General features: G+C 40.3%; 23 protein-coding genes. 5 read left to right on the forward strand and 18 right to left on the reverse strand.

The window, feature by feature from the left end:
- Positions 1–238 precede the first annotated feature (238 nt).
- Both AC0L4E_RS04415 and AC0L4E_RS04420 read right to left on the reverse strand, forming a co-directional pair.
- Entirely contained in the window at positions 239–1,030 is a 792-nt protein-coding gene (locus AC0L4E_RS04415) for a fimbrial biogenesis chaperone (protein WP_473678175.1), read from the reverse strand.
- A gap of 198 nt (positions 1,031–1,228) precedes the next feature.
- A complete protein-coding gene (locus tag AC0L4E_RS04420; protein WP_473678176.1) occupies positions 1,229–1,696 on the reverse strand; it encodes a VCBS domain-containing protein in 468 nt (155 codons plus the stop codon).
- Positions 1,697–2,358: 662 nt separating this feature from the next.
- Here AC0L4E_RS04420 and AC0L4E_RS04425 point away from each other — a divergent pair.
- The gene (locus AC0L4E_RS04425; RefSeq protein WP_473678177.1) at positions 2,359–2,859 is read left to right on the forward strand and encodes a hypothetical protein; all 501 of its coding nucleotides are present in this window, start codon (positions 2,359–2,361) and stop codon (positions 2,857–2,859) included.
- A gap of 179 nt (positions 2,860–3,038) precedes the next feature.
- On the opposite strand, the gene AC0L4E_RS04430 is transcribed toward AC0L4E_RS04425, so the two are convergent.
- From AC0L4E_RS04430 to pepA, 3 genes are all read right to left on the reverse strand, one after another.
- The gene (locus tag AC0L4E_RS04430) at positions 3,039–5,954 is read right to left on the reverse strand and encodes a valine--tRNA ligase (protein ID WP_473678178.1); all 2,916 of its coding nucleotides are present in this window, start codon (positions 5,952–5,954) and stop codon (positions 3,039–3,041) included.
- Between the two features lie 58 nt (positions 5,955–6,012).
- Positions 6,013–6,465 carry a DNA polymerase III subunit chi gene (locus tag AC0L4E_RS04435; RefSeq protein ID WP_220751572.1) on the reverse strand — a complete coding sequence of 151 codons (453 nt, stop codon included), beginning with the start codon at positions 6,463–6,465 and terminating at the stop codon, positions 6,013–6,015.
- Between the two features lie 192 nt (positions 6,466–6,657).
- Entirely contained in the window at positions 6,658–8,166 is a 1,509-nt protein-coding gene (pepA, locus tag AC0L4E_RS04440; protein WP_220751574.1) for a leucyl aminopeptidase, read from the reverse strand.
- A 254-nt stretch (positions 8,167–8,420) separates the two neighbouring features.
- On the opposite strand from pepA, the gene lptF reads away from it, so the two are divergent.
- Together lptF and lptG are read left to right on the forward strand one after the other, a co-directional pair.
- On the forward strand, positions 8,421–9,533 hold the full coding sequence (gene lptF / locus AC0L4E_RS04445; protein WP_473678179.1) for an LPS export ABC transporter permease LptF: 1,113 nt from the start codon (positions 8,421–8,423) through the stop codon (positions 9,531–9,533).
- A complete protein-coding gene (lptG, locus tag AC0L4E_RS04450) occupies positions 9,530–10,588 on the forward strand; it encodes an LPS export ABC transporter permease LptG (RefSeq protein WP_220751578.1) in 1,059 nt (352 codons plus the stop codon). Before lptF ends, lptG begins: the two co-directional genes overlap by 4 nt.
- A gap of 140 nt (positions 10,589–10,728) precedes the next feature.
- On the opposite strand, the gene AC0L4E_RS04455 is transcribed toward lptG, so the two are convergent.
- The 3 genes from AC0L4E_RS04455 to AC0L4E_RS04465 form a co-directional block, all read right to left on the reverse strand.
- Complete coding sequence (locus tag AC0L4E_RS04455; protein WP_473678180.1) at positions 10,729–11,838, reverse strand: GGDEF domain-containing protein; 1,110 nt, start codon at positions 11,836–11,838, stop codon at positions 10,729–10,731.
- A 288-nt stretch (positions 11,839–12,126) separates the two neighbouring features.
- On the reverse strand, positions 12,127–12,636 hold the full coding sequence (locus AC0L4E_RS04460; RefSeq protein WP_473678181.1) for an RDD family protein: 510 nt from the start codon (positions 12,634–12,636) through the stop codon (positions 12,127–12,129).
- A gap of 15 nt (positions 12,637–12,651) precedes the next feature.
- Complete coding sequence (locus tag AC0L4E_RS04465; RefSeq protein WP_473678182.1) at positions 12,652–12,918, reverse strand: DUF2960 domain-containing protein; 267 nt, start codon at positions 12,916–12,918, stop codon at positions 12,652–12,654.
- 348 nt (positions 12,919–13,266) lie between these two features.
- Here AC0L4E_RS04465 and AC0L4E_RS04470 point away from each other — a divergent pair, with 348 nt between their 5' ends.
- Positions 13,267–13,854 carry a DsrE family protein gene (locus AC0L4E_RS04470; RefSeq protein ID WP_473681518.1) on the forward strand — a complete coding sequence of 196 codons (588 nt, stop codon included), beginning with the start codon at positions 13,267–13,269 and terminating at the stop codon, positions 13,852–13,854.
- A gap of 149 nt (positions 13,855–14,003) precedes the next feature.
- Here AC0L4E_RS04470 and AC0L4E_RS04475 read toward each other — a convergent pair whose 3' ends face one another.
- The 5 genes from AC0L4E_RS04475 to AC0L4E_RS04495 form a co-directional block, all read right to left on the reverse strand.
- A complete protein-coding gene (locus AC0L4E_RS04475) occupies positions 14,004–14,813 on the reverse strand; it encodes a RecX family transcriptional regulator (protein WP_473678183.1) in 810 nt (269 codons plus the stop codon).
- 616 nt (positions 14,814–15,429) lie between these two features.
- Positions 15,430–16,077, reverse strand: coding sequence for a DUF2913 family protein (locus AC0L4E_RS04480; RefSeq protein WP_473678184.1), 648 nt, complete (start codon positions 16,075–16,077; stop codon positions 15,430–15,432).
- Positions 16,078–16,247: 170 nt separating this feature from the next.
- Positions 16,248–16,883 carry a peroxiredoxin-like family protein gene (locus AC0L4E_RS04485; RefSeq protein ID WP_473678185.1) on the reverse strand — a complete coding sequence of 212 codons (636 nt, stop codon included), beginning with the start codon at positions 16,881–16,883 and terminating at the stop codon, positions 16,248–16,250.
- A gap of 202 nt (positions 16,884–17,085) precedes the next feature.
- Positions 17,086–18,387: a DEAD/DEAH box helicase gene (locus tag AC0L4E_RS04490; protein ID WP_473678186.1), complete on the reverse strand. Its 1,302-nt coding sequence runs from the start codon at positions 18,385–18,387 to the stop codon at positions 17,086–17,088.
- A gap of 354 nt (positions 18,388–18,741) precedes the next feature.
- Complete coding sequence (locus AC0L4E_RS04495) at positions 18,742–20,526, reverse strand: aminopeptidase P family protein (RefSeq protein ID WP_473678187.1); 1,785 nt, start codon at positions 20,524–20,526, stop codon at positions 18,742–18,744.
- Between the two features lie 218 nt (positions 20,527–20,744).
- On the opposite strand from AC0L4E_RS04495, the gene AC0L4E_RS04500 reads away from it, so the two are divergent.
- Positions 20,745–21,959: a M24 family metallopeptidase gene (locus AC0L4E_RS04500; protein WP_473678188.1), complete on the forward strand. Its 1,215-nt coding sequence runs from the start codon at positions 20,745–20,747 to the stop codon at positions 21,957–21,959.
- A 156-nt stretch (positions 21,960–22,115) separates the two neighbouring features.
- Here AC0L4E_RS04500 and AC0L4E_RS04505 read toward each other — a convergent pair whose 3' ends face one another.
- The 5 genes from AC0L4E_RS04505 to AC0L4E_RS04525 form a co-directional block, all read right to left on the reverse strand.
- Positions 22,116–22,586, reverse strand: coding sequence for an FKBP-type peptidyl-prolyl cis-trans isomerase (locus AC0L4E_RS04505; RefSeq protein ID WP_473678189.1), 471 nt, complete (start codon positions 22,584–22,586; stop codon positions 22,116–22,118).
- Positions 22,587–22,807: 221 nt separating this feature from the next.
- Entirely contained in the window at positions 22,808–23,143 is a 336-nt protein-coding gene (locus AC0L4E_RS04510) for a DUF1294 domain-containing protein (RefSeq protein ID WP_473678190.1), read from the reverse strand.
- Positions 23,144–23,257: 114 nt separating this feature from the next.
- The gene (locus tag AC0L4E_RS04515) at positions 23,258–23,872 is read right to left on the reverse strand and encodes a YceI family protein (protein WP_473678191.1); all 615 of its coding nucleotides are present in this window, start codon (positions 23,870–23,872) and stop codon (positions 23,258–23,260) included.
- 42 nt (positions 23,873–23,914) lie between these two features.
- Positions 23,915–25,216, reverse strand: coding sequence for a DUF418 domain-containing protein (locus AC0L4E_RS04520; protein WP_473678192.1), 1,302 nt, complete (start codon positions 25,214–25,216; stop codon positions 23,915–23,917).
- A gap of 115 nt (positions 25,217–25,331) precedes the next feature.
- Positions 25,332–25,808: a hotdog fold domain-containing protein gene (locus AC0L4E_RS04525; RefSeq protein WP_285164644.1), complete on the reverse strand. Its 477-nt coding sequence runs from the start codon at positions 25,806–25,808 to the stop codon at positions 25,332–25,334.
- Positions 25,809–25,925: the final 117 nt, after the last annotated feature.

Consider the following 25,925-nt stretch of genomic DNA (forward strand, 5'->3'; position numbering starts at 1 on the left):
TGAACTTTTCTAGAGTTTTTTATTTGTTGCGATGGAGGAGGGAGCTCAAGTGATGATAAAAAAGCGTGTTGATCTGACTTCCAGGGCTTTGATGATTCAAGCCCTGGATTGACTAATTCGATATAAAGCAAAAGTAAGCTAATGGCTAAAGCATATTTTGCTAATCGATTTATCTTCCGTTTGATCACGGTAGGATTAATCAGTTATGAGTAATTATCAGTGAATGTCCTTTTAAACATTAAAAATTAATGGTTTGCTCAACCGTTTTTGCTTCAAATAAACCATCATTTTCGATGTATTTTACCAATAGCTTGGTATTGGGTTTTAGAGGTTCATTCAGTGTAATTGCAAAAGAGCGGCGTTCATTTTCAGTATAAATAGACGCATTTTTCAAACTACCCACTAGTTCGTTGGTTTCAGCATCAAATACTTCTATATCGCCATAACTGCTCCTTTGTCCCTCACGGGCTATTTCAACAATTAGCTGCTGTTTACCGCCTTGGGTATTGAGTCCGTTTGACTTAATAGCGAGTTCAGCAGTCAATTGCCCAACACGCATGATCACAGGAATGGCAATACGTAAGTAAGCTGTTACCGACAGTTTCATTGTGTCTGATGGGGTTCTTGCTTCAGACTCATTAGTAGGGGCAAGTGGAATTTGATGAAACACAATGTAGCTTCGATACTCGCCAGATTGAATATCTTTTGGCGGTCTTACAGCAAGACGGACTCTAGCCCCTTGCTCGGGTGACAAACTTACTCTTCTTGGAGAATAGCGAGTAAAAGGGGTCAAGGATGTAGGGGTAGCCTTAGATTCAAGCAGTTCAAACTCACCAGAATCCAATAACCGTTTATCTTCAAGGTAGATTTCATAGCGTGAAGTTTCACTGCTCTTGTTAACCAATGAAAACACGGCACTCTTATCGCGTTTATTGTCGAGTTCAACGCGTGTGGGGGTAACTAAAAGGTTTGCGTACACATTCGGAACTGTAGTGAGAACCAAAGTGGCAAAAAGAAATAATTTTTTCATGGCAATGCCCAGCTAAATTTATATGCAACGTATTGCAATTATTATAATTTTTTATTGTTAGCTTACTTCGAGCTTGTTTTGTAAATGTGTTGAAATGTAGGAATTAAATCCCGTAAAACCACTACGGGATTTAGCTTACGTTTTCTCAAATAGATGAATAATCTATTTGTAAGTTACTAATTTTTAGAGTTAATAATATTAGTAAGTTACTGAAAGTGTATAAGTTAGTGCGTGAGTACCTGGAGCTGCACTTGCTGCAACAATATCCAATGTACCACCAACGTCAACAGCAAGTGTGTTACTTGCCACAGTGCCAGTTGCACTAGCAAGTGTTGGGGTAAAAGTGACACCAGATACAGAAGTATCAGCAGCTGAAAGTGATAAGTTAACCGTGCCATCAGCAGCTGTTACTGTGAATAAACCGGTATTTGCAGTATTACCGCCAGCAACACATGCGACACCAGAAGTGGCATCTGAATAATCTAAAGCACATTGCCCATCAGCTGCAATAGATACATCGCCGAATTCCATTTGCTCAGTTTCAGCAACTGTGATCGGGTAAACCAAGTTGAAGTTTGCTGTGCCTGTCGCATCTTCTGCACCGGCTTGAGTAGAAAGAAGTAATGTTGAAGCTATAACTGTAGATAATAGTATTTTTTTAGTCATTTTTATGTTCCAAGGTAAAATATTATAGTTTTAATAGCCCATACTTTTTGTGCGGATAATTATCGTATTTAAACAACGACTTATTTGTAGGGCGAAATCAAAGTAACATTATTGAAATATTTTGCAACACTTTGGGTACAAGGTGGGCTTGTACTTTTGGTGTAACTAAAAGTTCTAATTTATAACCTAGATGAATATGAGTTGTGTAGTTAAAAAGTATTAGGATTCAAACTGGTGTTTAACTCGCTGAAAATCAAAACTATAAACCATAGATTTTGCGACTCCATAATACTGCGTTAACTGCGAGTTTCCCCATAAACACACAGTTTCTGTGAGGTTTACATGTAATGTTAAAGTTTTATGACAGTGATTGTTTGGTTGTTTTTTAATCTTTTTTTGAGCGTTTTTTAACTGTTTTTGTATTTTATAGTGAATTTATTCGTATCGACTGAATTGAGAAAAGAACAATACCAAAATATTATGATGGTTGATTTTTTATGATTTGATTGAGAAGATGCTGAGGGTTGTACAAAGTGATACATGTTGAAATCGTGTAATAATCTGTTGTTAGCTCTTTTTTTTCTATGAAATCATTATTATTTATTTTTGCGCTTCTAATGTATTGATAATAAACAAAATAAATTTACATAAGGCGATATATTATGCGGGTTGTCAATTGCGTTGTTGCTCCATTTGAAGCTTTGAAATTAAGTTTGCTAGCTTTGTGTATGAGCTTAATAAGCTTGGCTGCCTCAGCCCAAATAGCCATCACTGAAATTCAACCAATAAAATTTCCCACAGTGCTACAAAATAGTGGCTCAAGCACCACAGTTGTTGTGAACTGGAAAGGTGCAATTGGTAACGCCACTAATTCTACTTTACTTGATAATGACTACTATCAGGGAAGGTACTTTATTACCTCTGATGGCACAGCTCCCATTGATATCAATTTTTTGAGTTTGAATAATGAACCACTTATTCAACTTAAGAACTTTAAAGTAAGATATAAAAATACAACCTATAAAACATTCCCTGTTTTGGGATTAGAAAATCCCGGTGCTGGTGGAGAGTATATTGATATTGGCGCTAAGGTAGTTGCGAATAAGAAGTCGGGACAAGGCTTAAAATATCCACAATATATGTTAATTGTTGACGAGCAATAGCTGCTTTTAATCTTCACATCAATACTTATATAAACATCTACTATAAATTACTTTTGTATTCGTTAGAGTTTGTTATCAATATCTATTAAAAAGGCCATCAACAATTGTTGATGGCCTTTTTTTAGTAACAGGATTGATTCACTCTCACTGAACCTATGTACAGTTATTAGCTGTGCATTCTATCCTTCGAGCTTAGCAAGCTCAGTCTTCTGTTCCGTAAGCTTTTCAATATCCCGTTGATATTCAGCTTGCTTAGCGCGTTCTTTTTCAATCACGGCAGCTGGTGCTTTTGCAACAAAACCTTGATTAGATAACTTGCCTTCGATGCGCTTAAATTCACCAGCGGCTTTTTCAAGTAACTTATCAATGCGGGCAACTTCTTTAGCCACATCAATTAGTCCAGCCATTGGGATTAATAGCTCCATGTCACCCACAAGCTGTGTCGTCGACATTGGCGCCGTTTCACCATCAGCTAGAACAGTCATTGACTCAAGTTTGGCTAGCGTTTTGAAGAAAGTCTGGTTTGCTTCAAGGCGGGCTTTATCTTGCTCACTGACACCACGTAAAAGTGCATTTAATGGCTTAGAAGGGGCAATGTTAAGCTCTGCACGGATATTACGTACAGCAGTAATCACTTGCTTAACCCATTCAAGATCTTCCATCGCCTGAGCATCAACTTTAGTGGCGTCATATTCAGGGAATGCAGCTAACATTAATGTATCACCTGCAACACCTGCAAGCGGTTTAACACGCTGCCAAATGGTTTCAGTAAGGTAAGGCATCATTGGATGCATTAAGCGCTGCATTTGCTCAAGAACAGTAACCAAAGTATGACGAGTACCACGAAGCTGAGCTTCAGTGCCACTTTGCATTACAGGTTTCGTTAGTTCTAAGTACCAGTCACAGAATTGGTTCCAAGTGAACTCGTAAATAGTGTTAGCGGCTAGGTCAAAACGATAGTTAGCCATATGATCGTCATAAGCTTTAACGGTTTGATTAAACAAGCCGATAATCCAGCGATCAGCAAGTGATAGCTCCATTTCACCTGGTTTGCCATCAACTAACAGTTGACCACAATCTAACGCTTCACCAATAGCATCTTCATCAGCACCTTCAGTTTGCACTTCGGTGTTCATTAATACGTAGCGTGAAGCATTCCAAATTTTGTTACAGAAGCTGCGGTAACCATCTAGACGTTTCATGTCCCAGTTAATGTCGCGGCCCGTTGATGCCATTGACGCTAAGGTAAAGCGTAATGCATCGGTACCATGAGCTTCAATGCCTTCGCTAAATTCTTTACGGGTACTTTTTTCAATTTTAGCGGCCATTTTAGGCTGCATCATATTACCAGTACGCTTTTCAACTAATGACTCAAGGTCGATGCCGTCAATCATGTCTAGTGGATCAAGGACATTACCTTTAGATTTAGACATCTTATTACCGGCTTCATCACGGATAAGTCCGGTGACATAAACCGTTTTGAAAGGCACTTGAGGTTTACCATTTTCATCTTTGATGAAATGCATGGTCATCATGATCATGCGGGCAACCCAGAAGAAGATAATATCAAAACCAGTGACCAACACATCTGTTGGGTGGAATGCTTTTAGCTCTTCAGTATTTTTCGGCCAGCCTAAAGTTGAGAATGTCCATAACGCTGAGCTAAACCAAGTATCTAATACATCGTTGTCTTGGCGTAATACCACAGAGTCATCTAATTTATGCTTAGTACGAACTTCTGCTTCGTCACGGCCAACATACACCTTACCTGACTCGTCATACCATGCTGGGATACGGTGTCCCCACCAAAGCTGACGTGAAATACACCAGTCTTGAATATCGCGCATCCAAGAGTTGTACATGTTCTCGTATTGCTGAGGCACAAATTTTATATCACCGTTATCAACGGCTTCCATCGCTGTTTTAGCCATAGGTGCAACTGATACATACCATTGGTCAGTCAGTAATGGTTCGATAACCACACCAGAGCGATCGCCATATGGCACTTTTAGCCCATGTGGGTCAATTTTACCAAGTAGACCAAGAGTCTCAAATTCTTCGACAATGGCTTTACGAGCAGCAAAGCGCTCAAGACCTGCATAACGCTCAGGTAAGCTGTTATCTAGTTCGTTGTTTGCCGTGCCATCAGTGTTAACGACTTCTGCTTGACTACGAATATCAGCGTTAATCGTTAAGATATTGAACATTGGTAGGGCATGACGTTTACCGACTTCATAATCGTTAAAGTCATGGGCTGGGGTGATTTTCACACAACCTGTACCAAATTCCATGTCAACATAGTCATCAGCAACAACAGGAATGCGACGGTTTACAATTGGCAGTAAAATGAATTTGCCAATTAATGATTGATAACGCTCATCATCTGGATGAACAGCAACGGCGCTGTCACCTAACATGGTTTCTGGACGCGTAGTAGCCACTTCTAAGTAGTCTTTACCGTCAGCAGTTAATGCGCCGTCAGCTAGCGGGTAGCGGAAATGCCACATGCTGCCTTGCTTTTCTTTGTTTTCGACTTCGAGATCAGAAATTGCGGTGTGCAGTTTTGGATCCCAGTTTACTAAGCGCTTACCACGGTAAATCAATTCATCATCATATAAGCGTACAAATACTTCTTGTACTGCTTCAGACATGCCTTCATCCATAGTAAAACGTTCACGTTCCCAATCTACAGAAGCACCAAGGCGACGTAATTGTTTAGTGATGGTTCCGCCAGACTCTTTTTTCCAGTCCCAGATACGGTCGATGAAGTTTTCACGACCTAAATCGTGACGGCCTAAGCCTTCTTCTGCAAAAACTTTACGTTCAACCAACATTTGGGTTGCGATGCCTGCGTGATCGGTACCCACTTGCCAAAGGGTGTTTTTACCCTTCATGCGCTGGTAACGAGTCAACGTATCCATAATGGTGTCTTGGAATGCATGACCCATGTGCAAACTGCCCGTCACATTTGGTGGCGGGATCATGATGCAATAATTACCTTTCGACTCATCGCCATGTGGTTTGAAGTAGCCTTGCTCTTCCCAGTTTTGGTAAAGAGATTGCTCTATTGACTGCGGATTATATGTTTTTTCCATGGGATTTTTGTTTTCTCAATCTAAATTAATAGTTGGTATTGTTAACGAATCAACTGACTTAAACGCCAGTGAACTCAGTTGTTGTGAGCTCAATGCCTAGTTGCTTGTACTCACGATAGCGAGCACGGGCAATGTGTTTAAGCGCATCATCATTAGCAACAAAATCGATAATATGCGGAAAGTTAACCGCAAATGATGGCACTTGCTCTGCAAGATTGATGAGTAATTGACGACTTTTATTCGCGCCTAATTTATCAAAACCAATCTCAACAGGTGAACCAGTTACCGGTCCTTCCCCTTTTAAATTGTGGGGAACAAATGCCGTTGGCTCAAATTGCCAAAGTAATTCGTCAATAGCGTATGCCTGCTGTTTGTCTTGGCAATGAATATAAATTAGTTGCTGCTGACGGTAATGCTTTTCTGCTAATTGGCAGGCACTTAACAATACACTTTCGATAGCACTTGGCTGTGTATTGATGGCGGGCATTAAGTAAAACAGAGTCTTTGGCATGCTTTTACTATATTTGACGAAGTAAAGACGGATTTTACACTAAAAGCAACTCATGGGGCTAGGGCGTACAGGGGTTAAATTAACATTTAGATGTGTTTGTTATTTAATTCATTTAGAAAAACAAAAAAGGTGAAGAATCACTTCTTCACCTTTTAATAACAAGCTCAATTTATCGGCTTGTGGAAATCAGGCTTATTCGCCTTGATCTACACCTGCACGATTAATTAGGAATTGGCTTAAGATAGGTACAGGTCGACCTGTAGAACCTTTATTTGCGCCACTGTTCCATGCAGTACCAGCAACATCAAGATGTGCCCAGTTATATTTCTTAGTAAAACGAGATAAGAAACATGCAGCAGTAATAGAGCCAGCTGGACGACCACCTAAGTTAGTCATGTCAGCAAATGGGCTTTCTAGCATTTCTTGGTATTCATCCCAAATCGGCATGCGCCATGCGCGGTCACCAGATTGTTCGCCCGCATTTAATAGCTCGTGAGCTAATGGGTTGTGAGATGAGAATAAACCTGATGCATGTTTACCCAGAGCAATAACACAAGCGCCAGTTAAGGTGGCTGTATCAATAACGAGTTCTGGATCGAAACGCTCAACATAGGTCAACACATCACACAATACTAGACGGCCTTCTGCATCAGTATTAAGTACTTCAACAGTTTGACCTGACATTGTGGTTAGAATGTCACCTGGACGGTAAGCATCGCCTGCTGGCATGTTTTCACAACCTGCAAGAATACCAATAACATTGATTGGCAAGTTCATTTCACATAGCGCTTTCATTGCGCCGATAACACCTGCAGCGCCGCCCATGTCATACTTCATCTCATCCATGCCATCGCCTGGTTTTAATGAAATTCCGCCTGAGTCGAATGTTAAGCCTTTACCGACAAGTACGATTGGCTTTTCAGTTTCATCAACTGCGCCTTTGTACTCCATCACAGTCATGATTGATTCATTAGCACTTGCACGGCCAACCGCTAAGTATGAGTTCATACCTAGTTTAGCCATTTGCTCTTCGCCAATGGTAGTCACGGTTAAGTTGTCATGAACTTCGCCAATTTGGCGGGCTTGTGAAGCAAGATAAGCTGGGTTACAGATGTTTGGCGGCATGTTTGCCACGTCACGACATAAATCCATACCTGCAGCAACAGCCATTCCGTGATCGATTGCGCGTTCGCCAATTGTTAGCTCACGACGCGTTGGTACATTAAATACCATTTTACGTAATGGACGACGAGTCTCACCTTTACGGGTTTTTAAAGTATCAAAGCTATATAAACTGTTATAAGTTGTTTCAACAGCTTGGCGTACTTTCCAATAAGTGTCGCGTCCTTTAACGTGCAGTTCGGTTAAGAAGCAAACTGCTTCCATAGAACCGGTTTCGTTTAAGGTGTTAATGGTTTTGGTAATGATTTGTTTGTATTGGCGCTCATCGAGTTCACGCTCTTTGCCACAACCGACTAACAAAACGCGCTCACTGAGTACGTTTGGTACATGATGCAATAAAAGCATCTGTCCTGGTTTGCCTTCTAAATCACCGCGTCGAAGTAGATTACTGATGTAACCTTCACTGATTTTATCCAATTGCTCCGCGATACCAGATAAACGACGAGGTTCGTATACACCGACAACGATACAAGCTGAACGTTGTTTCTCGGGGCTGCCGCTCTTTACGCTAAACTCCATGAGCACTCCTAGATTATTAAAGACAAATTTTTATATTTATTAGATAATGTTTTAATTAGGCCTGTTAGGCCATATTTACAAACCTTTAAGGAAATAAATCCTTGGTAATTTTCTGCTATGCAGCTAAATGAATTACACTTAAGGAAGCTCACGAGCTGGTCAGAAAACTATCAATAACTGCTGAAAGCAGACATTTTATAGTGAACTTACTCTGATACTAGCAAAAAGACAAGTTTAGACAGTGGATCCTACCTGTGATTGTATTTAGATACTTGATCGTTGAAGTTTTAAAAGCCCAATTTGCGATACTTTTGGTGCTGTTAACTATTTTTATTAGCCAACAATTTGTGCGCGTATTAGGGGATGCCTCAAATGGCGAATTCCCTGCATCTTTAGTGCTCACATTATTAGGGCTTAATTTGCCGCAACTCACCGTGCTGGTATTGCCGTTGAGCTTTTTCTTGGCGATATTACTGGCCCATGGGCGAATGTATGCCGAAAACGAAATGGTGGTACTCCATGGCGTTGGGATAAGTGAGTGGTATGTCACTAGGGTGACCTTACTGCTTGCGGTCGCAAACTTAGTTTTTACTGCTGTTTTATCGCTTTATGTCGGCCCTTGGGCGGAAGAGAAGCAAAACCAAGTATTAGAGCAAGCGCAGTCTGAGGCAGGCTTAGCGGCGATTGTTCAAGGGCGCTTTCAAGCAAGCCCTAATGGTCGCGCGGTTTTGTTTGTTGAAAAAATATCGAAATCTAATGAGTTACAAAATGTATTCGTAGCGCAACTTCCCGATCCAGAAGATGAAGAAGGCTTAACCAATGTGGTGGTTTCTGAACAAGGTCGAGTGGTGGAAGATCGCTTCGGCAGTCAGCAATTACAATTAGATAACGGTATTAGATACCAAGGTAGTGCTCAAAATCTTGATTACCAAATGATTGAATTCGGTGGTTATCGAATGGAAATCAAAGAACAAGAAGTTGATGAGAGGCGCAGAAAGTTATCAGCACTTCCTGTTAATGAACTACTGACAACGCCAGGTCCTGAAGCGGTGGCTGAGTTCCAGTGGCGTTTAGCATTACCTCTAGCCATTCCATTAATGACCTTAATTGCTGTGCCGTTAGCAAGGGTGAATGTGAGGCAAGGTAAGTTTGCCAAGATGTTCCCTGCTATTTTACTGTATTTAGGCTATTTCGGTTTGATGGTTGCAGGACGTAAAGCGTTAGAAGATGAAGTGATCCCATTAGCGTTAGGTATGTGGTGGATCCATGGCTCCGCGCTGTTAATGGGCTTGTTCTTGTTAGGTAAAGAGCGCCCAAGTGGTGCCAAGCTACTGCAAGTATTTAAGCGCAAGCAGGTGGTATCATGAAGATATTAGATCTCTATATCGCTCGCGTTATCATCAGCACATCGGCCTTATGTTTACTTATCTTGACAGGTTTGTCTGGGATTATTAAATGGGTTGATCAGTTACGAGTTGTAGGCCGCGGCGCTTACACTATGTTAGATGCGATGATCTATGTGATTTTCCTTATCCCACGTGATATCGAAATGTTCTTTCCTATTGCTGTGTTACTGGGCGCATTGATTGGTATGGGAATGCTCGCGTCGAACTCGGAGCTTGTAGTCATGCAAGCATCTGGTATGTCTCGCTTGCAAATCACAATATCAGCGATGAAGACAGCCATTCCGCTTATGATAATTGTAATGGCATTAGGCGAGTGGGGCGCACCAGTCGCAGAGCGCAGTGCTAAAGAATTACAAGCAACCAAAGTGTCAGGTGGGAGTTTAATTAAATCTCACCGAGGGGTTTGGGCGCGTGATGGCGATTTGTTTGTGAATATTGGCGAAGTTGAAACCATTAACACTTTAAATAACATCACTTTTTATGAATTTGATGATGATTTAAAGTTAAAAACCATGACCCAAGCGATGCGAGCTAACTTTGCTAATGGTGTGTGGCGATTATTGGATGTTAAAAACACCCACATCACAGAAGATAAAATCACCTTAGAGTATCAAGAAGAGCGGGTTTGGAATTCGACATTAACCCCTGACAAACTCAGTGTGGTGTCTGTTAAACCTGAAGCCTTGAGTATCCAAGGCTTAATAGGATATTTAGATTATCTTAAAGTGAATCAACAAGATCCTAGCCGTTACGAATTGGCATTATGGCGCAAGATTATGCAGCCAGTGACTGTGGCGGTTATGATATTAGTGGCATTGTCATTTGTATTTGGTCCATTAAGAACGGTGACCATGGGCGCGCGGGTATTGTTGGGTGTGGTTGCAGGCTTCAGTTTTTATATTTGTAGTGAAATATTTGGGCCACTGAGTATCGTTTATGGCTTACCTGCTTATATCAGTGCCAGTATGCCTGCCTTGCTGTTTAGTGCAGGGGCGCTTTACTTTATTAGGAAGTAACCTGAAGTAAAAAGTAACCTAACCTGGAATAAGCACTAGCGCGACAATAATATAGCTGCACGTGACAGTGATGATTAAAACCAGCCTCTTTGTTATTCAGAGTGGTTGGTTTTTTTATGGCAGTGTGAAATAAATGGCAGCTAGCTGGCTATTTTAGGATGTACACTGTCTCTACCGTGCTCTTTTGCGTAGTAAAGGTACTCGTCGGCTTGAGATATCGCAGAATCGACAGAGTGAGTGATGTCCGCTTTACCAATACCTATGCTGACAGTAATTGGGATAGTGATATTTTCATAAAGAATGGGATTATTACGAATGGTTTGTCTGATTTTTTCAGCCACTTCATAAGCATCATTAAAAGGTGTATGGGGCAGCAATATTAAAAACTCTTCTCCGCCCCAGCGAGAGATCATGTCTTGTTTACGCAGAGTGCCTGTAAAAAGTTTAGCCAATTTAACCAGTACTTCATCTCCGTAGGAATGACCATATTGATCATTCACCTGCTTAAAAAAATCCACATCAATAAGTAAAATGCTCATAGCATGCTGATTGCGCAGTACTCGGGCATATTCATAATTGAGTTGTTCCATCATGGCGCGGCGATTAGGAATATCAGTGAGGTGATCGCGAAGCGCTTGTTGTTCAAATTTTTCACTGAGTTGCTTCACGTGCAAAAAAGACTGGTGACGTGAGTACTCATAATAACCAGCTAAAAACGTTAAGGTCAGCAACGAATAGAGCACCCGTGTTTTAAATTCATAGGTATAGGTGGCTAGTAATAGTTCGTCATTGGGATAAAACATAATGATGCAATAGCAGGTTATAAAACCGAGAGTATTTCGTAAGCCACCTTTTAAACCACCAAAAAACATCATTACGGGAGGTACTAAGAATATCCACAAAGGGCCGGTATTATTGGCGCCGCCACTATAGACAAGGTAGAGCATTAGGGTCAGCAAACTGAGCTGAATTAAGGTGCCTGATGTTTCAAAACGGTATTGCTTTAGAAATAGCCAATGATTTTGTAGGGAAAGGAAAAACAACACGCAGGACAATAATAGTATGATTGATAAACTGCTATTATTTTCAAAATAGGCATTGATGCCCAAAATAAAGGTAATGGAAAAACCAACCATGCCAAACCAATTGATAATCAGAATTTTATGACGTTTTTCGGGATCGTCATAAAGCTCTGTACCACGGTTCAGATAGTTTAAAAGCAATTTTTTAATCGCAATCAGTGTATTCAAAACTTTCGTTCATCCCTTTACGCAATATATTCCCTGAATAAGCTGAAAACTACTACGAGAAGCGACGCCTCGGAGCCGATATTTTCACCATACCTTCTTATTAAGATACTCCAGTATGCTTATCTCGCCAAGTAACATTCGTATGCTAGCGTATTGCATTAATTTCTATAGGTTTATTATCGACACTCTCTTAAATGAGAGCGGTGTTTTAGCAATAAAAAAGCCAATTGACAGTGCAATTGGCTTTAGTGGCATTCTGATTTGGGAAACAAGAAGTTGCAGTTGACGTTATGCGCCGTGCCAATTTCTCATTTGGTTGGCTTCTACTGATAATACAACGACTTCAGAACGAGTCATTTTATCTTGTAAGGCCAACTTATCAGGATTAATTAGAATAAATAAATTACCGATCCCAGCAAAAGACCAAACAACACGAGCCACAGCAGTAATGAAACTTAAGTTTTGTCCATTTGGATGTTGCACTTTTAAGCGCCAAGCTCGCATACCTAAGGTTTGACCGCCGCGGCTCCAAAAAATGGCATAAAAGCCAGCTACACATACCACTAACCAAAGCTGATAAAAGCCCTGATAAAGTGGTGTTTGATTCAATAGATCTGAAACGTGTTCATGGCCGTTCATACTGACTACACCAGTACTCGTTAGGCCAAAAAAGAGTCCGAACCCAATGACTCCAGCAACCATGTAAACGGCGACGGCAAGTAAAGCATCATAAATCATAGCGCCACAGCGTTTAATAAAGCTGGCTCTAGGAAAGTTAGCGTGTTCTGTATTAATCATGATAGCCCTATTGAATTAGCTAGCTGGTGTTTCTTCGTCATCTTCTCTGACAAATTTGATACTGGTAAACCCAAAGCGAGCAAACTCAGTTTTACGGAATTCTTTTTCAGCTTTAGCGCCTTTTTTAGAGGTCATTGCCACTTGTTGTTCCATTGCTAAGAAGCTTGTTAAATCGATGCCTTCAGCTTCTGCTGCGGCTTCGTATAAGTCGTGATGAATATCATAGCTAAATGGGATAACTTTGGTTTTACCTTTAAAGGTATAAATGACTTGGCGAGCCATGGAAACTCCTAAAATCGGATTCTGAGGTATGAGTAAAATAGATTCATACGGCTAAATAAGCATGCTGCATTTCTCATGCTGACACGGCTGTAATAAGTTGGCTATTATAACCAAAGCTGTTGGCGCAAGATAGCACTGATGGTTAAGCTTTTAGTGTCAGTTATCACTAGTTCAATTTAGCTTTAAAGCAAACTTGAATTTGGATTAAATTTATCTGATAACTTAGGTAAATAAAAGATGCTTTACTCTTGGTTTGCTGTTCATAGTGTAAAAACAATTGTGTGATGACATAAATAAGGAATGTCCATGTCTGCAAGTATTAAGCTCGTTGTTATTAGTGTTATTGGAATGGTATTAACTGCCTTTATGCTGCCAGTTAATGCAGGTATGGATGCATTCAAGGATGGCACTGCAATTAAAGGTTACGGCAAAATAGCTACTGTCGATTCTCAGCTCTCAATACCGCAAGATATGGTGTTTAAAGTGGCGTTTGATATGAGTAAACCTGCTAAAGCAGGAGAAGTTAATCGCAATTTAAATACCTTGGCGCGTTTTATTAATATGCATGTAGCAGCGGGAGTAAAGCCTGAAAATATTCAATTAGCCATGGTGGTTCACGGCGCATCGGTTGCTGACTTAGCTAATGATGAATTTTACCATGCTCAACAAACTAAACAGGGGCAGCAAACAAACAAATCTACAAAGATCGCGGCTACAAGTGCTTCAACTGTTAATGAAGCAAAAGTTGCAAATGCCAATAAAGCCTTAGTGAGTCAGCTAGTCAGTCACGGAGTGAGAATCTATATTTGTGGTCAGAGTGCGGCTTATTATGAATTAGATAATGCATCGCTATTACCTGGTGTGGATATGGCGTTATCGGCGATGACTGCCCATGCAATATTAGCGCAACAAGGATATAGCCTAAATCCTTTTTAGTTTTAACCTTGATAAAAGAGGTGGCTGAAAAGTATAGGTTAAGTCTAATAAGCTAAGTTTAGTAAGCTAAGTTTAGTAAGCTAAGTTTAGTAAGCTAAGTTTAGTAAGCTAAGTCTAGTAAGTTAATTCGTTAGGAATATAACTTTTTGTTATTCATCTTCGAGACGCATCGCCTCTTTAATCTCGTCGCTACCAAAGCCTTTTCGGGATAAATAGGCGTAAGCTTTGGATTTTTCTTTGTAGTCTGATAAGTCGTAACGTTTTTTGTCTAGTTGGGATTTACAGCTCTGATAAAAGTCTGCTTCCTCAGTAAGACTTAACTGATATATCGCGTCCTCAAAGTCACTGACATCTATTAAGCGCTGTTTTAGCTCTTGTAAAATAACCTTCTCGCCTTTGCCTTTGTTATAAAGCTTAATAATTTCAGTTTTTAAGTCTGACTTATCAGCCTTGATAGCTAACTTACTACGGAGAGTGTCTCGTTGTGGGTGTTGAGCTAGAGCGTGATCGGTTTCAGCGCGAGAGAAGCCTTTGGTACTCATTTGAGCGTAAACTTTTTCTTTGTTGGTGCTGTAAAAGGTTTCAAACTTATTGAGTAGTCTTGAAGTTGCCATCTCAAATGTATCGACGTTTTGAGCTTCGATAACTTGCTCAATCGCCTGTTCAATTTCAGAGGCCGATACACCACGTTGCTGTAACTTTCTTTTAATCGCGCCTGTACCGATTTCATTATGAAAAGCGAGCTCACAGTAGCGAATGGCAAAATCTTGATTGCTTTTTAAATAACCACTTTCGATAAGCTTAGCCAGTACAGTGTCAATCCACTGTTGGTTATCGGTTTTACGCTCAAGTTTGCTGCGGATTTCACTAATGGTGAAATCCTGTTGGCTTAAATGCCAATAGGCACTATTAAAGACATTATCAATGGTCTTAGCTTGGCGAAGGGGTTGGCGCTGCATAACGAATTTATCTTATGAAAAAGAACTCAAATGAAGTGTAGCAGAACAGCGCTGTGATGAGCACTGCCACTTGATATGAAACCTATTTTTCTTGACGCTAATGATTATTTAGCTTGGCTTTTAAAGTGAGATATTCCCCAGAATAAAATACCGGTACCAGAACAAGATAAGAAAAAGAATAAACCTAAGCCGACGGGTGAGCCCCATGACATAACAGTGTAAAGCAATTACATATTTAAGGGTTCATGGCATGTTTAGTCTCTTTTATTACGATAATAAGTGGATTGAAGATGATTTTGTTTCGATATTAATGAAATCAGTATAAGCAAGTGAATCTACAAATCCAGACTAAAACATGAAAATCAATCTTGAAGCTGAAGTTTAAAGGCATGAAAAGCAAGTGGTAAAAGTTTACTAGGTGAAATCGGTGAGACTAAGAAGTAGAAAGGTCGCGGATAAGTAGCCACGACCTTATAGGTCAAAAAGTAACTTTTATAATTTAAATATCAATACTTAATTAAAGCTGCTTATTAGCTAATAGTACTTAGCTAATAGTACTTAGCTAATAGTACTTAGCTAATAGTACTTAGCTAAAGTTACTCAACTAATAGTTAAATTACTGAACTAGAAAGCATAATGCTTTAAGTTGGTTGTTGGGAGCAATTGTATAGGTTTTATGGTGTTTGATTAGGCTGGTCTTTTTATTACCAGGGCTGACTAATAAACCTTTTTCTAGAGCTTTAGCTGCAAAATGGTTTTCATCGCCACGCACATAAATAGGCAAAGGTTTAATTAGCTTTTCACCATCAAAATGGCCTTCAAGTTGTAACTCACACACCACTAAACTCGACTGTCCATTACCTGCTAGCTTGAGTTTAGTATTACTGTTATCTGAAAAGGCACTGTCTGAGATGACAAACCAATCTTCATTTTCAAGTTCAGTTAGTAATTGAGTCACGCTTTGTAGTTGGGTTAACTCAGCTTGCTCAACTTGACGATATTGCTTTGCGATACGTTCAAACAGTTGCGGCAACATAGCGCCAGCACCTTGACTGCGAGCCATTCTTATCCATGCTGAAATATCATCGGCGACAATTTTAGAAAAACGTTTTATCCGAAATGACTCAACTAACCATGCGCATAAAAAATGGCTTTCTTGAGCTGGGGTGCGGGTGGCTTTTTGATTTTCAGCAGAATCTTGCAGTGCTTTAATGCCAGCTTCTGCAACATCTAAAATGGCTTGATTGTATGTTTGGGTTTGCACTATTTTGGGCACCGTTTCATTAAATTACTCCATCACAGAATCATCTATGATGGAGTATTGCGACTAATCTATTTACGTTGAATGTATTGTAGCAGAGGAGGTTTAATTGCTGCTACAAACTTAACTCAATGCTGCCGTATATGCCGCTCAATATAACGATGAACTTAAAATTACTGCTGCTGAAGTAATTTCGCTGCAGTTAAAATTAGCTCTGGAGCAGGGCGAACTTTATAGTTTGGGTTGATGTACTGAAAATGTACCAGACCTGATTTATCAGCTACATAAACGGCAGGAACAGGTAACACTAAACGCTTGTCACCTTCAGGCGTAGTCCAAAGTGTGTTGTTTACTTTGAGCTTTGCTTGATACATAGAAGTCACTTTTTCGCTGGTGTAGAACGCAATACCAAATGCTTGTGATGCTTCCATTTTCTCATCAGACAAGAGTAAATAATCTAATTCGTTGTCGTTGATTGACGCTTTTAATTTTTCTGGTGAATCTGGTGAAATCCCTACTAATTGAAAGCCCATTTCAATCAGTTTTGGCTCAATTGCCTTTAATTGGCCCATTTGCACATTACAAAAAGGACACCAACCACCACGATAGAAAAAGAAGATAGTTGGTTTTTTTGCTGTGAGTTCTTCAAGATTAACTTTATTCCCTTCTACATCATGAAGATCGACACTAGGGATTTGCTGTCCATTCATTAGTGGCATGACGTGGTATTCATCACTAGCAATAGGTTTAGCCAATGAAGGTAAGCTAAATAGAGTCACTGCGGCGGCTAAGATAATTTTTTTTAACATGCTGAAATCCATATTCAATTAAAAGGGAAGATTCGTTCAAATTCGCTTTAACAGCGGCTAATACTAGACCCGAGCATAGCAGTTTTTATTTCATCAAATTAAAATAAAAGTGAATATGGATTTACTTTTTATTATTAAAGATAAGCAGCAAGCAATAAAAAAGGCGCTATCAGCGCCTTTAATGTAAAACTTACTATGGGAATTATTTCAATTTTTTGTACTTAACGGTACTGGTTGATTTACCGACGGTGACTCGGCGGCCTTGCATGTTGCGCTCTGCAGCAACCTGAGCGCCAGCACTGTCTGAACGTTGTTGTTTTTTAGCAAAACTACGACGTTTTTGAATTTGCTTAAGTAATAGCTCACGGCTACCAACTTCATAACCAGCCACTGTGATACGACGAATTGGCTGACCAATTAACTTTTCGATATCGGCTAATGTGCGCTCTTCTTCACGACTTACAAATGAAATAGCAGTACCTGATTTACCCGCGCGGCCAGTACGACCAATACGGTGAACATAATCTTCTGCTAAGAAAGGCAAATCGTAGTTAACTACATAGCCAAGGTTTTGAATATCTAAGCCACGTGCAGCCACTTCTGTTGCGACTAACACGCGAACTTTACCTTCAACAAACTCACGTAATGCACGGCGGCGGCTACCTTGTGCCTTTTCGCCATGTACTACAGCTGATGGAATACCATCTAAGTTTAATTCTTTGACCAATACATCAGCTGCATCACGAGTTGCTGTGAAGACGAGAACTTGCTGCCAGTTTTTAGTACCAATTAATTCAGATAACAACTCACGTTTGCGACGCTGCTCAACAGGGTAAACCACTTGGCTTACCGTTGCTGCTGTGGTGTTTTGTTTATCGGCAGTAATCACTTTTGGCTTATCGAGCATTTCGTTTGCCAGCTTTTTAACTTCCGTTGAGAAAGTCGCCGAAAATAGTAAGTTCTGACGTTGCTTATTGACTGCTTGAAGGATCTTTTGAATGTCAGTACTAAAACCCATATCTAACATACGGTCAGCTTCATCAAGCACTAGAAACTCAACGTTTGATAAGCTCAAGTTACACGCTAGAAGGTGCTCCAATAAACGACCTGGTGTAGCGACAATGATGTCAGCACCACGTTTAAGCTTTTGCGCTTGCGTTGCGACTTTAACGCCACCATAAATAGTCAACACTTCAATGTTGATGTTCTTGCTGTAGTCGTTAATGTTTTCGGCAACTTGGGCAGCTAATTCACGTGTTGGTGTAAGAATTAATGCGCGAGTGTTTGAGTGTTGTAATTCGCGTGGGTTTTCTACCATTTTTTGCAGCATAGGTAAGGCAAACGCTGCGGTTTTACCAGTACCTGTTTGTGCGCTTGCGAGTACATCTTCACCGCGGCGAATCGCTGGAATAGCTTGCTGCTGAACAGGTGTCATAGTTTTATAGCCGCAATCAGCGATCGCACTTAATATTTCAGGGGCGAAGCTAAAAGATTCAAATTTCATCGGTTTATATTCCTATGGTAATCACATTATTCAACAGTAAATTGGCTTGTTCACTTAAGCTAAGTTCAGATGCTAAGTCCAGGTTAGTGCTAACACTCACATAAAGCTAAAAGTATAGCGGCCATAACAAGCGGCGGCGGAGTATAACAAAAAAATCGATTAATTCTTAACTTAATTCCTGTGTTAATCGTTAACTGAGTCACTCTATTGAATTGTTCTCTCGAGTCGATAGTGGTTTCTAGTGTTAATGCCACTGAACGGATTGCTATTGCTACAAATGAAAAAGCCAAGCTATAAATCAGCTTGGCTTTTATGACGAGTGTTTTATGACTTAACTGGAGCGGCTTAAATTGCTTAAATAGCTTTAGTCACTTCAGTTAACCACGCTAAGTCTTCACCTTGCATCAATGGTGAAATCGTCTTAAATACTAGCGCGTGATATGCGTTAAACCAGTTCACTTCAGCATCAGACAATAGTGACTTATCAACTAAACGCTTATCCATAGGGATAAGTGTAAGTGCATCAAATTCCATCATTTCTCTTTCAGGATTTACCAGCTTAGACGGCACGATGGCAACTAAGTTTTCAATACGGATCCCAAACTCATCTGCGCGGTAGTAACCTGGCTCATTAGATAGCACCATACCTGGTACTAGTGCCACGTTATTGACATTCTTACCAATGCGTTGAGGGCCTTCATGAACACTTAAGAAGTGTCCAACACCATGACCTGTACCATGATCGTAATCAAAACCATGCTGCCATAAGTATTGACGAGCAAAGCCATCAAGTTGCTGACCTGACGTTCCTTTAGGAAACTTAGCTTGGTCTAACGCGATATGTCCCTTTAAGACTAATGTGAACATTTTTTGCTGCTCAGCAGTCACATCGCCAATTGCTACCGTACGGGTAACATCAGTGGTGCCATCAATATACTGTGCACCAGAATCAACAAGATAAATGCTGTTCATGGTCATTTTACTTGGAGTGCCATCGAGGTGATTGTAATGACACATAGCGCCATTGCCGCCAGTGGCAGAAATGGTATCAAAACTCGGCTCGCGATATAGCGGGTCGGTTAAGCGGAACGATTCAAGTTTATCAGCGAGTTCAGCTTCATCGTGCATGATATTCGCAGCCACTTCACGGTCAAGCCATGCAAGAAAACGGCTGACAGCAACGCCATCTCTGACATGGCTTTCGCGCATGCCATTAAGTTCTGCTGCATTCTTTTGTGCTTTAGGTAGTGCGACAGGATCGCTACCTGCGATTAGAATCGCCCCAGCATTTTTAGCTGTTAATTGACTCCAAGCATTCGCAGTATTCGGGTCAGCAAGTAATTTAACACCGTCTAATTGAGCCAGAGCATCAGCAAGTAATGACTCATCTTTAAATTCAACGCCGCTGCCTACATGCTCATTGAAGCCTGCTGGCAGTTTATTACTATCAGCAAATAAGGTCATATCACCATTAGCTGATAACAGGGCGCAACCAAGCGTCACAGGGAGTCGTGGCACATCGCTGCCACGAATGTTCAATAACCAGCAAAATGAATCAAGTGCAGAAATCAAAGCCATATCAGCGCCTTCTTTGGCAACTAACTCACCTATTTGTTGGCGTTTGTCTAGACTGTTACGGCCCGCACCTTCATGGCTAAATAAGGTAATTAACTCACTTGAAAGCGCAGGGCGGTCATGCCAATGGATATCAATTGGGTTTTCATCAACACAAACTAAACTCAAATCAGCTTTAATCAGTTTCTGCTCGGCTTGTTCAAACCAAGCTAGCGTGTGTAAGCGACTATCGATACCCACTCTTTTACCTGCGCCAAGTTGCTCAATTAACCATTCTACTTGTGGTGTGTCATATAAGCTTTGGTAACTAAATAACTCTGCACTCACCTGTTGCTTAACTTGAACGGTATAACGACCATCAATGAAAATTGCTGCGCTATCTTTTAATACGATGGCCATGCCAGCTGAACCGGTAAAATCCGTTGCCCAAAGTAGGCGCTCATTTCGCTCTGGGACATATTCCCCGAGGTATTCATCAGCTCTAGGAATAATGAATGCATCTAGATTATGCTTGGTAAGTTCCTGACGAATGGCATCAAGGCGCTGATTAATGATCTCTGACATGGTAGCTCCATTGGAGGTTGCTGATTGGCTCAGTCTTATTAAGGAAAGGCGATTATCGCAATTGCGTTAGGTGCTTTGCAAGTAAAGAGCTTGCATGCTTTGCTGTTGCATTTGTGATAAGCCATTAAACATATTTTGTAACTTTATATTGTATACATTTTTAATTTGCAGTTTACACTATGGCAAATATCTCATCACCCTTAATTTTGGAGTCACTTATGACCATAGGTGTCGGTACTCAAACCCAAGAGCAGGCATTAGCCAGTTTGTCGGATATGACAATGGATGTTGCCAGCATAGGTTTACATGAATTTGAACAGCGTATTGCTAAAGCTCAACGCTTAATGCAACAGCAAGGTATTGAAGCCATTTATGTTAATGCAGGTACCAATCTGTACTATTTTACGGGAACAAAATGGTACGCCAGTGAGCGAGTTGTCGGTGCCATTATTCCAGCTGTTGGTGAGGTTGAGTATATTGCCCCAGCATTTGAGTTAGATACCTTGGAAGGGTATATGGCAATTAAAGGCAAGGTAAATACTTGGCAAGAAGATGAAAGTCCATATGCTTTATTCGCTCAGACCTTGGCGAATATGGGGATTAAAGGCGGAAAGGTAGGCATTGATGAGTCGACTGCCTTTTTCATTTTTGATGGTATGCGACTTGCTGATGACAGCTATAACTACATTAATGCTAAAAGCATTACTGCAGGTTGCAGAATGATCAAGTCTGCAGCTGAGCTTGCTTTACTTCAACGCGCTAAAGATATGACTTTAGCTGTGCATGTTGCTACAGCCAGCATGCTACATGAAGGGATTAGCACATCAGAGGTTGAAGCCTTTATCCATGAAGCACATAAACGTGTTGGCGCAGCTGCTGGTTCGTATTTTTGTATTGTGCTATTTGGTGAAGATACCGCTTATCCGCATGGCGTTAAATCTCCTAAAACACTCGAAAAAAATGATACTGTTTTGATTGATACAGGTTGTCAGTTAGGCGGCTATAACTCTGATATTACTCGAACTTATGTTTATGGTGAGGCAAATGATCGTCAACGTAGTTTGTGGGCGCTTGAGCAAGAGGCGCAATTAGCCGCTTTTGCAGCAGCACAAATTGGAGAAACCTGCGCTAATGTCGATAAAGCTGCTAGAGCTGTGATTGTCGATGCTGGTTTTGGACCTAGATATGATGTCCCTGGTTTACCGCACCGAACAGGTCATGGTGTAGGACTTGATATTCATGAGTGGCCTTATTTAGTGTTAAATGATCACACACCTTTAGAAGCTGGTATGTGCTTTAGTAACGAGCCTATGTTATGTGTTCCTGGTGAGTTTGGTGTGCGTCATGAAGATCATTTTTACATGACAGAATCTGGCCCTGTTTGGTTCACGCTGCCGGCAAAATCTATTGATGACCCATTTTATCTAGGCTGATTTTACTGAAAAGGCCTAAAGTCGCTTTAATAAAGAGACTAGGTTTATATAACAGACTAGCTTTAATAAGAGACAAAAATGCCCGACTGGTTTAACCAATCGGGCATTTTATTGGATTGAAGAAGCTATTAATAATTAACTATCAGCAATCAGAGATTAGTTAATCGCTAAAAGCTCAACTTCAAAAATCAGCACTGAGCCGCCTTCAATTTTACCTGCAGCACGATTTCCATAAGCTAATGTACTTGGTACAAAAAACTTAAATTTGTCGCCAACATTCATTAATTGCACGCCTTCAGTCCAGCCAGGAATTACGCGATTAAGTGGGAAATCAATACTTTGACCTCGGTCAACTGAGCTATCGAAAATCGTGCCGTCAATTAAGGTGCCATGGTAATGCACTGTAACTGTTTCGGTCGCTTTAGGATGCTCAGTGCCTTCACCTTTGTGCATCACTAAATATTGCAGACCAGAAAGTGTTGTGACCACACCTTCTTTTTGTTGGTTGTCTAGTAAGAAAGCATCACCTTTAACGATATTCTCTTGCGCCGCTTTTTTATTATTTGATTGAGTGAAAAAGTAAAAGATGAGTCCTGCGATAACGCATACAGCCAAAACGACTTTCATAGTATTTATTCCTATGTATATTTTTATGTTTATATCGCTGAAAAGCCAAAGGTTGTAGCAGAGCTACCAGTGAGCTTGCTTGTATTATTAGCTTTCGATATAAACGCTTGTAGATAATCTAGTTATGCATGTTACTGATTGAATTTAGCAGGGTAAAGCGAAAGCTTGAAATGTTGTGCTTAGGTTTTATCAGACCGCGAATTTATCAGCGGAATGTGACATTATTGAGTGAAAAAGGTGATGTAAGCCATCAAGGATGCGAAAGAAAAATTCAGTAAAATCATCAAGCGGTAAATCCACTTAAAAGGTGTTTTTTGGGTTTTATGACGAAACACTTCCTGAGCCACAATCCCTGCAGGCCATCCACCAATAAGTGCAAATCCATGGAGTGTTTGCTCCTGAATACGCCATTTTTGCTTACTGGCGGCACGTTTATCACGCCAAGTGATGAAGGCACTAATAACGTTAACTGCCACTAAGTAGTAACCTAAATTAACCGAAACCATAAAACCAACCACTAACATGATGGTTAAACTAATAAGACCGAAAATTTTCATATTGGGTTCTTTATGTTATTTTCTAAACTGATTCTCTAAAGAATAGTTTCTAAAATTAGCCTCTAAAAAGTTAGTCTGAACTTTTAAAACTACACAATAGTCAGTTGATTAAAGCTACTTTAAAAACTCAGCATAAATCTCTAAATCGATTTCATCACCGACAATAGGAATATAACTGCTCATACCGAAATCAGATCGTTTTATTTGTCCAACAGCACTAAAGCCAACGGTGTATTTTCCTGTCATCCAATTATCCGCGCCGCCATGAAATGTTGCTTTAAACGTCACCGGCTTAGTCACTCCACGCAAGGTTAAATCGCCGCTGAAGTTAAAACTGCTATCAGATATTGGCGTGACTGTGTGGCTTGTAAATACAGCTTGAGGGAACTTGGTACTGTAAAACCAAGTGTCTTCTTGTAATGTCTCGGCTAAGTCTGGATTATTGATATCAATAGAGTTGATTTCAACCACTGCGTTGAGGGTGGCGGCAGCCATATTGTTTGGGTCAAAGTTAAGCCCAGCGTCAAATTGATTAAAGCGGCCTACGTAGGTGGATAAACCAAGATGCTGGATTTTAAATATTAACGCCGCGTGGTTTTCATCTAATTGATATTCACCTGATTGCAGTTCAACTAACTCAGACTCAACGCTAGGCGCAACCCAGCTCACACAGCTAGTTAAAGATACTAGTGCAATACTGGATATTAATAATTTTGTTAATAAGTTCATGAGCCTTCCTGATTTATTCGCTATGCATATCAACTAAATAGATTATTGGCTGACAATGTTTCTCATCACCAGCTTGCGCCATAACGCTTCTAACGGGCCTTGTTTAAAGTAGCGAAGGTACATTGGCGCTAACACTAACTGTAACAGTGTTATGACCATTGCGATAAGGAAATAGTCGACTCTATTCAATGTCATATATAAATCGGCTGAATAATGATTGATGCCATATCGAAATATCGCCACACCAATTAAAGATTGTAGGATATAACAGCTAAAGGCGAGCTTACCTACAGCCTGAAACGAAGAGAGGATGTGATGACTGTTTTGACAGACTTTTACCACCAAATGAATATAAATGAGTGCCATAGCAAATGCACTCAGCATCATTAATACAGACGAAAACTCGACTAGAACAGGACTTGCTGAAAAGCTCAGTATTGAGTCCATGCTTGATAAAACGACCGTCACTACAACACACTTTATTACGCTATTTTTATCTAAGCCATATTCAAACACACCTTGCTGATACAGTGCCATTCCCCACATCATTAATCCAGCAGCAAACCACATTAGAGTAAGCGGAATAATCAGCAACATAAAACCTACTTGCATCAATTGCAGCAACACAATATCTAAATAACTCGCTGACCAGTCGTTGAGTTGCTGCAGGTGTAATTCAGAGCCTCTAAAATATTGCTCATCTTCTATCGCTAAACTAAATAAAGCCACCAAAGCTAATGCAGCAAAGATGAATTGGCTGGCGCGTTTTTTAATCGTGTTTATATCTGAATTGATATAATTAAGTGCTAAAAATGCGCTGATACCATATGTCAGTAGGATATCGCCGCCCCAGATGAAAACTCCATGGAGTACCCCAAACACTATTAGCCATTTTAAGCGTTTTTTAATCAATGGATAAGCGGGTAAACCATTTGCTTCAAAGCGGCGGTATTGAATTATTAACCCTGCTCCAAACAATATTGATAGTAAGCTTAAAAAACGTCCTTCAAGGAAGAAATTACTGAATACCTCTAGTATTTTGTCAGATTGAATTTGTGGTAAATGAGGTGCGTAGCCGTAAAAACTGTCGTTCATGAAAAAGATATTCATGAATAAAATGCCCAATATGGCAATACCTCTAAGTGCATCTATATTGGTATTACGATTGCCATGACTTTCATTAATCGTATTAGTTCGTTGACTAAATGAGTCAGCAGTTGTATTTGCTGCTGTATTGGGGCTTGCATTAGAGATCGTACTAGAGATTGTATTGGAGGTTGTATTCGTTTTAGCAGCAATAGAGGGCTTACTAATATGAGCTGCAGAATCCTTTTCGCTATTCATATCTTTATTTTTATTATGTTTTTGAGTGGTAGTAAACTGAAAGCCTAACAGCCTGCGATTAAAAAAGATACAGGGTTAAGCTTTCGAAACAGAGTGAGGGCTTAGGTTGTCTGAGCTACTTTTGTGGTTTTTCAGAAATCCATAATTTGATGGTGCCTTTTACCACGACATTGCCATCAGTATCGTATGCATTGACTGGAACCAATAAGTCACCGACTTGCCATTGCTCAGGAGTAACTTCTGCTACACATAAAATATCACTGCCTGCTTTAGCTGTGTAATCCACCGACATCCCTTTAGGTATCCAACGCAAATGTTTTGGCACTGAAGCTTCAGCCATAACCCCCATCGCCATTTCTAGGCCATTACAAATCGCAATCACATGTACGGTTTGAATATGGTTATGAACTGCTTTGCGCTTTTTAATTAAACAAGCACAGCGATTTTCCTTAAGCTCGGTCACAAGTGGCTTTACGGTGGCAAAGTAGGGCGCCATTCTCGAGACCATGATTGAAAAAATCTTATGCCCAAAAGGGTACTTAGTGACTTTATTATATAAAGCTAATACGTGGTTGGGTTTTGTGCTGCTCATATCAATCCTTCTCTTATTAGAATTATTTTTACATCTGGTCTGATGAGTTGTTTGGGCTTTAGCTTAACATTCTTGTAACCGATTGCACATAAGCGAATGAAATTGAAAAAAGATTAA

The sequence above is a fragment of the Shewanella sp. GJ50-10 genome (assembly GCF_055808815.1).

Coding starts and splice junctions, on each gene's coding strand:
- AC0L4E_RS04415 (WP_473678175.1), bottom strand. CDS start 1,030: ATGAAAAAATTATTTCTTTTTGCCACTTTGGTTCTCACTACAGTTCCG.
- AC0L4E_RS04420 (WP_473678176.1), bottom strand. CDS start 1,696: ATGACTAAAAAAATACTATTATCTACAGTTATAGCTTCAACATTACTT.
- AC0L4E_RS04425 (WP_473678177.1), top strand. CDS start 2,359: ATGCGGGTTGTCAATTGCGTTGTTGCTCCATTTGAAGCTTTGAAATTA.
- AC0L4E_RS04430 (WP_473678178.1), bottom strand. CDS start 5,954: ATGGAAAAAACATATAATCCGCAGTCAATAGAGCAATCTCTTTACCAA.
- AC0L4E_RS04435 (WP_220751572.1), bottom strand. CDS start 6,465: ATGCCAAAGACTCTGTTTTACTTAATGCCCGCCATCAATACACAGCCA.
- pepA (WP_220751574.1), bottom strand. CDS start 8,166: ATGGAGTTTAGCGTAAAGAGCGGCAGCCCCGAGAAACAACGTTCAGCT.
- lptG (WP_220751578.1), top strand. CDS start 9,530: ATGAAGATATTAGATCTCTATATCGCTCGCGTTATCATCAGCACATCG.
- AC0L4E_RS04460 (WP_473678181.1), bottom strand. CDS start 12,636: ATGATTAATACAGAACACGCTAACTTTCCTAGAGCCAGCTTTATTAAA.
- AC0L4E_RS04465 (WP_473678182.1), bottom strand. CDS start 12,918: ATGGCTCGCCAAGTCATTTATACCTTTAAAGGTAAAACCAAAGTTATC.
- AC0L4E_RS04470 (WP_473681518.1), top strand. CDS start 13,267: ATGGTATTAACTGCCTTTATGCTGCCAGTTAATGCAGGTATGGATGCA.
- AC0L4E_RS04475 (WP_473678183.1), bottom strand. CDS start 14,813: ATGCAGCGCCAACCCCTTCGCCAAGCTAAGACCATTGATAATGTCTTT.
- AC0L4E_RS04485 (WP_473678185.1), bottom strand. CDS start 16,883: ATGTTAAAAAAAATTATCTTAGCCGCCGCAGTGACTCTATTTAGCTTA.
- AC0L4E_RS04490 (WP_473678186.1), bottom strand. CDS start 18,387: ATGAAATTTGAATCTTTTAGCTTCGCCCCTGAAATATTAAGTGCGATC.
- AC0L4E_RS04495 (WP_473678187.1), bottom strand. CDS start 20,526: ATGTCAGAGATCATTAATCAGCGCCTTGATGCCATTCGTCAGGAACTT.
- AC0L4E_RS04500 (WP_473678188.1), top strand. CDS start 20,745: ATGACCATAGGTGTCGGTACTCAAACCCAAGAGCAGGCATTAGCCAGT.
- AC0L4E_RS04505 (WP_473678189.1), bottom strand. CDS start 22,586: ATGAAAGTCGTTTTGGCTGTATGCGTTATCGCAGGACTCATCTTTTAC.
- AC0L4E_RS04510 (WP_473678190.1), bottom strand. CDS start 23,143: ATGAAAATTTTCGGTCTTATTAGTTTAACCATCATGTTAGTGGTTGGT.
- AC0L4E_RS04515 (WP_473678191.1), bottom strand. CDS start 23,872: ATGAACTTATTAACAAAATTATTAATATCCAGTATTGCACTAGTATCT.
- AC0L4E_RS04520 (WP_473678192.1), bottom strand. CDS start 25,216: ATGAATAGCGAAAAGGATTCTGCAGCTCATATTAGTAAGCCCTCTATT.
- AC0L4E_RS04525 (WP_285164644.1), bottom strand. CDS start 25,808: ATGAGCAGCACAAAACCCAACCACGTATTAGCTTTATATAATAAAGTC.